The following is an 11,589-nucleotide window of genomic DNA, read 5'->3' as shown; positions in this document are numbered from 1 at the left end:
GACAGGTGGAGGAGGGGGCGCTGGAGGACCTGATTCGGGCCTGCCTCCCGAAGCGGCCCACGGGCTGGCGGGCGTTCCTCTGCGGCAACGCCGAAGGGGTACTATCCCTGCGCAAGAAGCTCTTCCTGGCGGGGTTCTCGCTGAAGGACATCCACGCGGATGCCTTCCTGCCGAGCACGCCCCGGGCGGAGCCCGTCTCCGGAGCCGCCTGACCTTGCGCCTGACCCTTCACGCCGACTACGCGCTGCGCGTCCTCATGTACCTGGCGGCGCGCCCTGGCAGGCCGTCCTCCACGCAGGAGATGGCGGACGCCTATGCCATCTCCAAGCACCACCTGGTGCGCGTGGTGCAGACCCTGGCGGGCCTGGGCTACGTGGAGGTGAGGCCGGGGCGCTCCGGCGGCGTGCTGCTGGCGCGGGCGCCGGGGGACATCCGGCTGGGCAAGGTGGTGCGCGCGGGCGAGCCGGACTTCCACCTGGTGGAGTGCTTCGACCGCGAGCACAACACCTGTCCCATCGCGCCCGCGTGCGGCCTCAAGGGCGTGCTGGCCGAGGCCCGGGACGCGTTCCTGGCCACGCTGGACAAGTACACGCTGGAGGACCTGCTGCGCCGCTCCAAGCCGGGCCTGTCCGACCTCTTCCTGCCGACGGGCGCGTCGGAGGACCCGGGCTGATCACCGCCCGTGCGCGTGGGTGTCCGCGACTGTCCTCGGACGACGTGATGACGGAGCGCGTCGGATGAGCGTCGTTGACAGGGGCCACCCGGGCCCGGACAGTCGCCCGCGCCATGGCCACCTATCCCGCCTCCCCCCGTGAAGCCTTCCTCCAGCTTCGCACGCTCGCCGAGGCACTGGCCCGACCGGAAGAGCGCCCCCGCGCGCTGGTGGAGCTGCGCGCGCTGGCGGAGCTGTCGCGCGACCAGCCGGAAGGGGCGCCCCTGCGCCTTGCGTCCGTGGTGGTGGCGGTGGGCGCGTCGCAGGAGCGGCTGGAGCTGTTCATCCCCCCGTCCATCTTCGCGCCGGAGGCGTGGGCCTTCACCTTCCTGGAGGGACTGCTGAAGGTGCCGCTGGACGAGTACGCAGGCAAGCAGCTGGTGGAGGTGGGCGCGGGCTCCGGGTGGATCTGCATCGCGCTCGCGAAGTTCACCGGCCTCGCGCGCATCCGGGGGTTGGACCTCAACCCGCAGTCCCCCGCCGTGGGGCTCTGCAACGCGTGGCTCAACGGCGACGAACAGCTGGTGTCCCGGCTGTCCTTCGGGGAGAGCGACCTGCTGCGCGGCCTGCCCGCGGCGCCCTCGTGGGACTTCATCGTCGGGTGCATCCCCCAGGTGCTGCGCGGCGACGAGCTTCCGGCGGAGCTGGCGCAGGCGGATGAGCAGGCGCTGCACGACCTGTCCAACTACACGTCCCTGCAGAACGTCTACGAGGACCACTTCGGCCTGGGGCTCATCGCGCGGCTGCTGGACGAGGCCCCGGAGCGGCTCCTCCCCGGAGGGCGCCTGCTGTTGAACCTCGCGGGCCGTCCGGGCCGCGCCATCATCGCGCGCATGTTCACCCGGCGCGGCTACACCACCCGCGTGCGCGTGGCCCGGCGGGTGATGCAGGCGGCGGACACGGACATCCGTCCGCTGGTGTCCCTGGAGCAGCGCACCGGGCGCGAGTTCGAGTTCTTCATGGAGGCCCACAGCCCGGAGCCGCTGCGCGCCGCGACCGCGCTGGGCTGGCTCCAGTCCGGCCACCCCATCTGGCACGAGGTGGCGGTGTGGGAGGCGCACCTGTCGCTGCCCCGAGAGACATTGGCCCTGCGCGCGTCCCTGCGCCACCTGGGCATCGCCGCGCTCCAGGAGGAGCTGGACCTGGGCGCCGCGTCCGCGGAGCAGCTGGGCTTCGTGGCCGCGCTCGCGGAGCGGCTGTCGCAGTCGCCGCGCCTGCCCTATGCGCACGAGGCGGGGGACGCGTCCTTCCGCCGGCTGGTGGCCCGCTACCTGGACCGCCACTTCGGGCTGCGGCTGTCGGAGGACTCGCTGTTCGTCGCGCCCGAGCGCGAGCAGGCCGTCTACTCGCTGCTGCTCGCGATGTGCGACCCCGGCGACACGGTGCTGGTGTCGCGCAGCCTGCACCCGCTCTACGCCCGCGCGCTGGACAAGGCGGGGGTGCGCGCCGCGGTGACGCACAACACGCTGGAGGAGATCCGCCGCCTGCTCTCCGCCTTCGACGTGAAGGCCGTGCTGCTGACGGTGGAGCCGGGCGAGCGCACCAACCTCGCGGTGCTGCGCGACATCGTGGCGGAGGCGGCCCGGCGCGGCATCTGGGTGGTGCTGGACGAGAGCGCCTTCTTCAACATCACCGGCGAGGTGGAGCCGCGCACGCTCTTCGAGTTCCTCGCCCGGACGCCGCACGCGCCCAACCTCGTCATCCTGTACGGCCTCATCAAGAACGCCGTGTGGCCGGACCTGGAGCTGACGCTGCTGCTGCCCGTGCCGGAACCGCTGCGCGCCGACCTGGAGGTGGCCGCGGAGGTGACGTACTCGCGCATCAGCGTCTTCGCGGAGTGGTTCTACGAGCGCACCTTCTCCGAGCTGCTCGCCTTCCGCATGGCCTTCGCGGAGCCCGAGCCTCCGGCCCCGCACCGCGCGCCCGAGGTGCCGCTGCCCCGGGCGAAGCGCATCACGCAGCTGTCGAAGCTGCCCGCGTTCGCGCCCCGGTTCTTCCGCGAGGACGACCCGGAGCTCGTGCGCCTGGACTACGGCGAGAACGAGGGTCCGCTGCCGCTGCCGCTGGTGGAGGGGCTCATCGCGGCCGGGGTCGCCCCCCGCGCCGACTCCCTGCAGACGGGCCTCGCCGAGTCCGTGGCCGCCTTCCTGCTGGAGACGCGCGGCGCCCGCTACAGCGCGGACGACGTCGTGGTCGCCCCTGGCGTCTGGCCCCTCATGCACCACCTGGGCGTGGCGCTGCGTCAGCGGCTGGGCCGGGTGCCGCGCATGTTCCTGGTCACCCCGTGCTACGGCGTACTGGCGCCCACGTTCCTCGCGGCGGGCTGCGAGGTGGAGTCGGGGCCGCTGGGCCACCTGCTGTCGCGCCGCATGCGGGGCGGTGCACCGGACGCGGTGGTGCTGTCGCAGCCCGCGAACCCCACGGGCCACTACCTGTCCCATGAAGAGTTGATGGCGCTGGCGACGTACGTGGTGGAGCAGCGCTGCCTGTGGGTGTCGGATGAAATCTTCGGGCTGGTGAACCTCACCAACCCCTCGGCGGAGACGGTGCACAGCCCGGTGACGCTGGAGGGCGCGGTGCCCGGCATCGGCGCGCGCACGGTGCTGCTGGGCGGGCTGTCCAAGGAGTTCGCCGCCGGAGGCCTGCGCGTGGGCTGGCTCGCCACGAAGGACCGGGCCCTGGTGGCGGCGCTGCGCGACAGCGCCCCGGGCGTGCTGCACGCGCCCACCGCGCGCGCGGCGGCGTACCTGTACGCGGCCCATGCCCGGGGCCCGGACGGGCAGCTCCTCTATCCCGCGCGGCACAAGGCGCTGAGGGCATACCTTGCGAGGATGCGGCGCGACCTCGCGGAGAAGCGCGCGTTGCTCGCGGAGGCGCTGCCCGACGACGGCCGCGCCGAGTCCACCGAAGCAGGGGGACTCTTCCTCGCGCCCCGGATGACGGCGTGGCTGGGCCGCGCGGTGGACGGGGTGACGCTCACGCCGGAGAACCTGCCCCGCATCGTCTACGAGCACACGCACGTGGTGCTCAACGGCGGGGCGTGGTGCGGCGATCCGGAGCGCGTGCGCGCGGTGTTCTCCATCCCGCGCGAGAAGCTCCTGAAGGCCCGCGAGCGGCTGCGCGCCTTCGGTCAGCGGCTGCGCTGACGGCGACCCCACGAGAAACTCCCGAAGGCCCGCGAGTGGCTGCGCGCCTTCGGCCAGCGGCTGCGCTGACGGCGATCCCACGAGAAGCTCCCGAAGGCCCGCGAGTGGCTGCGCGCCTTCGGCCAGCGGCTGCGCTGACGGCGACCCCGTGCGAGAAGCTCCTGAAGGCCCGCGAGCGGCTGCGCGCCTTCAGCCAGCGGCTGCGCTGACGGCTAGCTGGCGACGGCGCGCGGGACGTCGTCGGCCGGGGCCTTCTGCCGGGTGTGGGCGTCCACGCGGTCCAGCCAGGCGGACAGCCGGGGCCGCGCGGCCACCTGATCCCGCTGCCACGGTGTCTCCTCCTGCCGGAAGCTGTGCAGGTGGCTGAAGAGGGCGATGTCCGCCACGGTGAAGCGGCCCAGCCAGAAGCCGTCGGTGGGCGAGCGCAGCTCCAGCGCGTCCAGCTGCTCCTGCCACTTGCGCCAGCAGGTGGCCTCGCCCGCGCGCCACACGTCGCGCGCCATCAGCGAGGAGACGAGCTTGCGGCGGAAGCCGAGCGCGATGAGGGGCCGCATCAGCGGGGGCAGCGGGCGGAAGAAGGCCTCGCGCACGCGGGGCCAGTTGCGCTCATCCGCCCAGCGCGCCGCGACGAGGAAGCCGCTGACGGCGGTGTCCGCGTACTCCTCCCAGATGTGGGCCTCCGCGGCGAGCTTCGGGTCGTCCGTCTCGTGGAACGTGCGGCCCGCGAGCTGTTGGATGCGACGGAGGATGTCGGAGGAGCCCGACACGGCCTCGTCGGCCACCAGCAGCACCGGCACCTGCCCGGTGGGGTTGTACTTCTTGAAGCTCGCGGGGATGCCGAAGCGCCGCTCGTAGGGCAGGCCCAGGTACTTCAGTCCCCGGTGCGCCTTCACGCAGTAGGACGAGTAGCTCTCGAGGCCGGGGACTCCGGGGTCACCCGTCTCGCAGAGCACGAGTCGGGGGATGGGCTGGGGGGACGCCATGACGTTCTCCTGCGACGCACACGCGATTTCGCGGCGGCATCCTAACGTCCCAGGAGGGTTTCCCTACAATGCGCCCCGCCATGAACCGACTGCTCGTCCTGCTCCTCTGTTGCATGCCGTCCCTGCTGTTCGCCCAGGCCCCGGCGACGGAGCAGTGGGTGGTGACGACCGACCTCTGGGGCAACCCCGCCTATCAGCTCCTCACGCTCGAGCGCGCGGGCAAGCAGCTCAAGGGCGTGTTCGACGGCGACCCGCTGGAAGGCGAGCGCGTGGGCAATGACCTCCGCTTCGTCGTCACGGACGCGCGCAAGCAGACGTATGTCTTCAGCGGCAAGGTGAACGGCGAGTCGCTGCGCGGCACCGCCGACTACCCGGACAGCAACAACCCCCAGTCACGTGCGACGCATGCCTTCACGGCCCGGCGGCTGCCCCCGCGCCCCTCGGGCCCACCGCGCGTGCACACGTTCAAGCCCACCACCTGGTCCAACGAGTTCTCCGCCCACCGCACGCCGGTGCTCACCGTCTGGCCGGGGGACACGGTGCGCACCACGACGCTCGACTCCGGCGGCATGGACGCGCAGGGCCTCACGCGCGCGCTGTTCGGCAACCCGCAGACCGGGCCCTTCTTCGTCGCCACCGCGAACCCGGGCGACACGCTGGTGGTCCGGCTCAAGCGCCTGCGGCTCAACAGGACCTTCGCGGACAGCCTGGACAGCATCGTGGGACGGGCCCTCAACCCGGGCCTCGCCGCGAAGGCGACGGAGCTGGGCAAGCCCGTGCGCTGGAAGCTGGACCTGGAACGCGGCGTCGCGAGCCCGGAGAAGCCCACGGAGCGCCTGAAGCAGTTCACCGTCCCGCTGCGCCCCATGCTGGGCGGCCTCGCGGTGGCGCCCGGCTTCGGGGCCGCGCCGCTCTCCACCGGTGACACGGGCCGCTTCGGCGGCAACATGGACTTCAACGAGGTGGTGGAGGGCAACACCGTCTTCCTGCCCGTGTCGCAGCCCGGCGCGCTGCTCTACCTGGGCGACGCGCATGCCGCGCAGGGCGACGGTGAGACGTCGCAGTACGCGCTGGAGACCTCCATGGACGTCGAGTTCACCGTGGACGTCTTGCACGGCAAGGCGCCGCCCTCGACGCCCCGGGTGGAGTCCCCCACGCACCTGATGGCGCTGGGGCAGGGGGGCTCGCTGGATGATGCGCTGCGCTCGGCGACGGCCGGGATGGCGCAGTGGCTGGAGCAGGACTACGGGCTCACCCTGTCGGAGAGCGCGCAGGTGCTCGGCAGCTCCGTGCAGTACGTCGTCGCGAACCTCGCGGGGCGCAGCGTGGGCGTCGCCGCGAAGCTGGAGAAGGCGCGGCTCGCGGGCGTCTCTCCCGCCGGGAAGTAGGAGGCCCTGTTTCCAGGTGTCTGGCGGGACGCACGGGCGGAAAAGAAAGGCGTGTCGAATTCGCGGCGCCTCGTTCGACGTGGAGCTGAAGCCACTTCGCAACAGGAGCCGTCCCCATGGCCATCAAGCTCGCACTCGCCGCCTTCGTCCTCGTCGCCTCGCTGGGCGCCTTCATCGCCACCCGCCCGGACCACTTCCGCGTCGAACGCAACGCGCACGTCCAGGCGCCTCCGGACGTCGTCTTCGCGTTGATCAACGACCTGCGCGAGTACGACGCGTGGACGCCGTACCGCTTCGAACTCGCGCCCGGCCTGAGCAAGACCTTCGAGGGGCCCGCCACGGGGCCGGGGGCCCGCTACACCTGGGTCGGCGGCAAGGCGGGCGACGGGCGCATGACCATCGAGGAGAGCCGTCCCGGGGAGCTCGTCGCCCTCAAGCTGGAGTTCTTCACGCCGTTCACCGCCACGAACCAGGCCTTCTTCACGCTCACGCCTGAAGAGGGCGGCACGCGGGTGAGCTGGAGCATCGAGGGCCCGAACACGCTCGTGGGCAAGGCGATGTCGCTCGTCGCGAACATGGACACGTTCATCGGCAAGGACTTCGAGAAGGGGCTCGCCAACCTGGACGCCGCCGCCACGCGGCGCCTGGCCTCCGCCGGGAGCACCTCAACCGTCCAGTGACGCGTACACCGCTTTCGAGAACGCCAGTGCGCGGGCCTCGTCATCGGGGCCCGTCATCTGACGCTGGGTCAGCAGGACCACCGCCAGGTCCTGCCGGGGGTCGATGAAGAACGTGGTGCCCGTGCCGCCGCCCCAGCCATAGCGCCCGGCCGTCGGGGAGACGCCATCCGGCCGTGTCGTCACGCTCCCGCCGAAGCCCCAGCCGGACGCGTCCCAGAAGCCCGGGAAGAAGGGCGAGGCGGCCTTCTGGGCGGGCGAAATCTGGTCCGTCAGCATCGCCTGGATGCTCTGGGGCGACAGGAGCTGCTGCGCGCCGTGGCGGCCCGCGTTCAACAGCATCCGGCCGAAGGCGAGGACGTCGTCGGCGGTGGACACCAGCCCGCCGCCCTGGCCTCCCCCCGACTCGAAGAGGGGAGGCCGCGACCACCGGTCCGTCCCGGGCTCCGAGACCGTGAGCCTGCCGGTGTCGGAGGCGGGCGCGTAGAGCGTCACCAGCCGGTCGAGCTTGTCCGCCGGCACGCTGAACGCCGTGTCTTTCATTCCGAGCGGCGTGAAGAGGCGCTCGCGGAGGAAGTCCCCGAACCCCCTCCCCGAGACGCGCGCGACCAGCACGCCCAGGACCTCGTAGCCGGTGTGGTACATCCACTTTTCGCCCGGCTGATGGGCGAGCGGCAGCGCCCCCAGCCGCCGCATGAACTCATCGGCCGAAAACGGAAGCTCCGCGAAGCCGGAGGCGACCTGGGCCTCCTCCATCGCCCGCTGGAGGGGATACGTGCCTGGCCGGGCCATGATGGCGCCGAGCCCCCACCGGAGCGTCAGCAGATCGCGGAGCGTGATGGGCCTGTGCGCGGGAACGGTGTCGTCGAGCGGGCTGTCGAGGGACTTCAGGACCCGGCGGTCCGCCAGCTCCGGCAGCCACCGCTCCACCGATTCATCGAGCTGGAGCTTCCCGTCCTCCACCAGCATCAGCGCCGCCACGGCGGTGATGGGCTTGGCCGCGGAGGCGAGGCGGAAGAGGGAGTCGCGCCGCATGGGCACGCCGGACTGGAGGTCCTGCACGCCCAGCACATCCGCGTGCACCGCGTCACCCCTGCTCACCGCGGCGACGAGGCCGGGCACCTCGCCGCGCTCGACGGGGCCCCGCAGGGTCGCGGTCACGTGGACGAGCCCTGCCTGGGACAGTCCACGCGAAGGCGTCTTGCTCATGGGGCAAACCCTATCGCTTCGAGAGGATGAATGTGGTGATGGAGTAGCGCTGGTGGCCCTGCGCCGCGGCCGTCCACTCCGTCACGCGGTGACGGGCTCCCACGGCGCGGAAGAGGAACACCGAGTTGAAGAGGGGCGGCACGCGCATCAGGTCCCGGTCGCCGTCGGGGTGCGCGAAGGCGAGGACGCCGCCGAACCGCTCCTCCCACGGGCGCGTGAAGTTGTAGACGACCGCGAGCCCTTCCTCTTCCGTGTCCAGGTGCTCCGGGAAGTGCTCGCCCACGTCCATGCGCGACACCTGGACCTGGCGGGTCTCCAGGGCATGGGGCCAGCCCACGAGCTTCGCGTGGTAGGCCGCGCTGTCGGCGGTCTTCAGCCACGCGCAGAACTCCGTGAGGATGGAGGGCTGCTGCTGATCCAACGGCGCGATGTGCAGCGGGTAGGGGCCGTGGTGGTGGCGCTTGAAGCGGGCCTCGCGCAGCGCTTGATGCATGGCCTCGGCGCGCTCGGGCAGGAGCGCCTGCTGGAGGCAGACGTGCGGCACCCGCCCCCCTGTGGCGAACTCGTGGCGGATGGCGTCGTGCAGCGTGCTGGACGCTGACGCGAGGCGGGTCCACCTGCTCGCGGACGGCGGGAACGCGTTCGGCGTCGGGGCGCGGACGGTGCCGAAGACGCTCTCGGCGAAGTTCGCGACGAAGAAGCCGCTGGGGCGCTCAGGCCTTGGCGACGAGGTAGCTGGCGAGTCGGGTGATGACTTTTCCGTCGCGCGGGTCATCGAAGAAGGAGATGGCGGGTGTGGGGTTGAATTCAAGGGCCACGAAAGCGCCCTCTTTCGTCCGGCGCAGGTCCACCGCCGTGAAGACCATGCCCAGCGCCTTCGCGCCGCGGATGCACAGCTCCCAGGCCTCCTTGGGCAGGCGGCCGGGCGTCACCTTGTCCAGGTTCTGCCGGGCGTCGACCACGCCCTCGGTGGGGATGCGGAAGGCGGCCACGGGCTCGCCGTCGAGCACGTAGGCGCGGAACTCGTCGCCGACGATCTGCTCCTGGAAGAGCACCGGGCAGTTGGCCACGAGCTGCAGCCGCTCGTCCGTGAGGTCCGCCTCGCCCACCTTCTGCACGAGCGCGCCGCCGCCCAGCGGCTTGTAGATGACGGCGCCGTGGCGGGCGACGAACTCCCGCACCGCGTCCGGTGAAGCGGTGCCCAGGCTCGCGGGCACGGGAATCTTGTGGCGCCGCAGCAGCGCCAGCTGGTGCAGCTTCAGGTAGTGCAGCTCCACCGCCTCCAGCGGGTTGATGAACGAACACCCGCGCCGGTTGAGCGAGCGCAGCACGCTGTGGAGGAACGACTGGCGCTCCCGCTCGGCAAGGTATTGCTCCTGCCAGCGCGGGAAGTTGCGCGCGGACAGGGGCTCTGCCTCGGGGACCGGGAGCGAGAGGCGGATGGCCTTGATGTAGAACGAGCGCAGGTCGCTGAGACATTCACCGTCCCAGAGCACCTCGCCGTCCTCCCAGCTCAGGGTGGCGGAGTCGGGCACCCGGTCCGTTTCCACGACGATGGCTCGCGCGCGCCGGCGCTCCACCGCTTCAGCGACGAAGCGGGTGGCGTCATCCGAACGCGAGCCAATGATCACGACCTTCTTCTTCAAGGGCGCCATGGGGACCGTGACTTCGCCGTCAGGCTGCTCAGATGGGGCTGTCCATCTTGACCTTCACCACGCGCTGGTCCAGCGGCTTGAGGTCCGGGAACTGCGGCTGGTTCCCGATGGGATCATCCATCCGGAACTTCACGGCGCCACCATTGCCAATGGGGCTGTCCGACAGCGGCTTCACGTTGATGTCGGGCGGCTGGAAGACGGGCGGCTTGTTCCCGCCGATGGGGTCGTCGGAGATGATCTTCACGATGACGCCGTCATCGGGGAACTGGATGCCAGGGCCCGGGCCGTCGCCGCGGATGGGGTCGTCGGAGACGATCTTCACGATGTCGTCGGGGATCTGGATGCTCGTGCCCGGGCCGTCGCCGCGGATGGGGTCGTCGGAGACGATCTTCACGATGACGTCGGGGACCTTGATGCCGGTGCCCGGCTCCTGGCCCTTGATGGGGTCGTCCGACCGGATCTTCTTGATGCCGGTGCCCGGAATGCCGCTGCCCGAACCCTCGCCGCGGATGGGGTCGTCCGACCGGATCTTCTTGATGCCGGTGCCCGGAATGCCGCTGCCCGAACCCCCGCCGCGGATGGGGTCGTCCGACCGGATCTTCTTGATGCCGTCGTGCGGATTGAGCGGCTTCTTGTCACCCTTCACGAAGCGGTCCGCGATCTCACGGGCCTTCGGGGTCAGCTTCACCCGCTCGAAGGCATCGCGGATCTGCGACTTCTGCTGCGAGTCCAGCTTTCCAGCATCAGCGCCCTTGAGCGCCTTCTTCACCGCGGGTGCGCCCACCGCCTTGCCTTCGGTGCTGGCGTTCTTCAGCGCGGACTTGAGCGTGGAGATGAATCCCGTCGGGGCATTGATCTTGGTCATGGGGGTCCTTTGCGAGGAGTTATCGCGGGGACCCACCCGGGAGTTGCTTGTTTCTCCGAAGCTGAGAGTCCCGGCCGACCTGCCAGGGCTCCCCCTCCTGCCCGCCGCCGCTCAGGTCGCCTTGGAGGGGCGGTGGTAGAGCTTGCGCAGCTCCTCCTTGGCCTCCATGAGTGCGCGCTTGCGCTCCGTTGGAAGGTTCGTGCCGGCGCGGTTGCCGTAGAAGGTCAGCATCGACATGGCTGCCTGGAACGGCGTGGTCTTCCGGCGGTGGCTCTTCTCCGCGGACCGCTTCACCGAGCGGGCAAGCTCCTTCGGGGACTTGGTGAAGATCTTGTCCTCCAGGGTCATCGCGTTGCTGTGCTCCGTCACCTCCTGGGACCACCGGTGCGGCTTCGGCGTGCGTGAAGGGGTGGTGGGTTTCCTTCCCGGCGTGTTGTGGCCCCGGGTCTTGTCGCGGGTCGACTTCGCGGCCATGGCTTCCTCCTGTCCTTGGCGGTCTGCGCCATCCTTTCAAACGTGCGGCGGCCCCGGCCGATGTGCCACCTCCCCTGGAGGCGCCGTGCTGGAGGTCCTGAAGCCGCGAGGGGTGGTCCTGGCGTTGTTGCTCGCCTCCTGTGCGGCGCGGCAGCCCACCGGTGGGGGCCGGGCTCGCGGAGCTCCTGCGTCGCTACGGCCTCGTCTGGGATGAGGCCCGGTTCCGCATCCAGCTCAGACCATCCGCAGGAAGCGATTGAGGTCGCGGAAGAGCCAGAGCGGGCTGCCATGCCAGACCGAGACCTCGAGCATCCCCGCCCAGACCACGAGCCCCAGGCGCACGGCGGTGGGCCAGCGCGCTGGCCGCGACACGCCCACGGCGAGCGGGATCAGCAGCAGCGCGGAGGCGTGCCACCAGTGGCGCGTGTCGATGAACGCCAGCACGGTCCCCAGCCCCACCGACGCGGCCACGAGTCCCCC

11 protein-coding genes and 1 pseudogene are annotated in these 11,589 nt (G+C 71.2%); 5 read left to right on the top strand and 7 right to left on the bottom strand.

Features of this window, described 5'->3' with window-relative positions; genetic code table 11:
* The 3 genes and pseudogenes from D7V93_RS26420 to D7V93_RS26410 form a co-directional block, all read left to right on the top strand.
* Positions 1–212 (top strand): annotated as a pseudogene (locus D7V93_RS26420) (2Fe-2S iron-sulfur cluster-binding protein); the annotation flags it as partial.
* Positions 213–214: 2 nt separating this feature from the next.
* Complete coding sequence (locus tag D7V93_RS26415) at positions 215–673, top strand: RrF2 family transcriptional regulator (RefSeq protein WP_120646034.1); 459 nt, start codon at positions 215–217, stop codon at positions 671–673.
* Between the two features lie 113 nt (positions 674–786).
* Entirely contained in the window at positions 787–3,858 is a 3,072-nt protein-coding gene (locus D7V93_RS26410) for an aminotransferase class I/II-fold pyridoxal phosphate-dependent enzyme (protein ID WP_120646033.1), read from the top strand.
* 212 nt (positions 3,859–4,070) lie between these two features.
* Here the strand turns inward: D7V93_RS26410 and D7V93_RS26405 are convergent, their stop codons facing one another.
* Entirely contained in the window at positions 4,071–4,841 is a 771-nt protein-coding gene (locus tag D7V93_RS26405; RefSeq protein ID WP_120646032.1) for a glutathione S-transferase family protein, read from the bottom strand.
* Between the two features lie 68 nt (positions 4,842–4,909).
* Here D7V93_RS26405 and D7V93_RS26400 point away from each other — a divergent pair, with 68 nt between their 5' ends.
* Positions 4,910–6,229 carry an acetamidase/formamidase family protein gene (locus D7V93_RS26400; protein ID WP_244237520.1) on the top strand — a complete coding sequence of 440 codons (1,320 nt, stop codon included), beginning with the start codon at positions 4,910–4,912 and terminating at the stop codon, positions 6,227–6,229.
* A gap of 116 nt (positions 6,230–6,345) precedes the next feature.
* Positions 6,346–6,909, top strand: a complete 564-nt coding sequence (locus D7V93_RS26395; RefSeq protein WP_120646031.1) for an SRPBCC family protein — start codon at positions 6,346–6,348, stop codon at positions 6,907–6,909.
* Here D7V93_RS26395 and D7V93_RS26390 read toward each other — a convergent pair.
* The 6 genes from D7V93_RS26390 to D7V93_RS45205 all read right to left on the bottom strand — a co-directional run.
* Complete coding sequence (locus D7V93_RS26390) at positions 6,895–8,115, bottom strand: serine hydrolase domain-containing protein (RefSeq protein ID WP_120646030.1); 1,221 nt, start codon at positions 8,113–8,115, stop codon at positions 6,895–6,897. The genes D7V93_RS26395 and D7V93_RS26390 overlap by 15 nt on opposite strands.
* A 10-nt stretch (positions 8,116–8,125) precedes the next feature.
* Positions 8,126–8,659, bottom strand: a complete 534-nt coding sequence (locus tag D7V93_RS26385; protein WP_244237519.1) for a 2OG-Fe(II) oxygenase — start codon at positions 8,657–8,659, stop codon at positions 8,126–8,128.
* A 169-nt stretch (positions 8,660–8,828) separates the two neighbouring features.
* Positions 8,829–9,770 (bottom strand): ATP-grasp domain-containing protein, encoded by a 942-nt coding sequence (locus D7V93_RS26380; protein ID WP_120646028.1) that lies wholly within the window; start codon positions 9,768–9,770, stop codon positions 8,829–8,831.
* A gap of 28 nt (positions 9,771–9,798) precedes the next feature.
* Positions 9,799–10,635 (bottom strand): hypothetical protein, encoded by an 837-nt coding sequence (locus D7V93_RS26375; RefSeq protein ID WP_120646027.1) that lies wholly within the window; start codon positions 10,633–10,635, stop codon positions 9,799–9,801.
* A 111-nt stretch (positions 10,636–10,746) separates the two neighbouring features.
* Positions 10,747–11,109: a DUF3175 domain-containing protein gene (locus D7V93_RS26370; protein ID WP_120646026.1), complete on the bottom strand. Its 363-nt coding sequence runs from the start codon at positions 11,107–11,109 to the stop codon at positions 10,747–10,749.
* 234 nt (positions 11,110–11,343) lie between these two features.
* Positions 11,344–11,589 (bottom strand): hypothetical protein (locus D7V93_RS45205; RefSeq protein WP_158623860.1); only part of this gene is annotated, 246 nt, incomplete at its 5' end.

Source organism: Corallococcus llansteffanensis (assembly GCF_003612055.1).
Lineage (GTDB): Bacteria > Myxococcota > Myxococcia > Myxococcales > Myxococcaceae > Corallococcus > Corallococcus llansteffanensis.
Note: the sequence above shows the minus strand (reverse complement) of the source record. Positions and strands in the feature narration are given on the sequence as shown.

Excerpts from the sequence above, each read along its gene's own strand:
- D7V93_RS26395 (WP_120646031.1), top strand. The coding sequence starts at position 6,346 with ATGGCCATCAAGCTCGCACTCGCCGCCTTCGTCCTCGTCGCCTCGCTG.
- D7V93_RS26390 (WP_120646030.1), bottom strand. The coding sequence starts at position 8,115 with ATGAGCAAGACGCCTTCGCGTGGACTGTCCCAGGCAGGGCTCGTCCAC.
- D7V93_RS26400 (WP_244237520.1), top strand. The coding sequence starts at position 4,910 with ATGCGCCCCGCCATGAACCGACTGCTCGTCCTGCTCCTCTGTTGCATG.
- D7V93_RS26375 (WP_120646027.1), bottom strand. The coding sequence starts at position 10,635 with ATGACCAAGATCAATGCCCCGACGGGATTCATCTCCACGCTCAAGTCC.
- D7V93_RS26370 (WP_120646026.1), bottom strand. The coding sequence starts at position 11,109 with ATGGCCGCGAAGTCGACCCGCGACAAGACCCGGGGCCACAACACGCCG.
- D7V93_RS26410 (WP_120646033.1), top strand. The coding sequence starts at position 787 with ATGGCCACCTATCCCGCCTCCCCCCGTGAAGCCTTCCTCCAGCTTCGC.
- D7V93_RS26405 (WP_120646032.1), bottom strand. The coding sequence starts at position 4,841 with ATGGCGTCCCCCCAGCCCATCCCCCGACTCGTGCTCTGCGAGACGGGT.
- D7V93_RS26380 (WP_120646028.1), bottom strand. The coding sequence starts at position 9,770 with ATGGCGCCCTTGAAGAAGAAGGTCGTGATCATTGGCTCGCGTTCGGAT.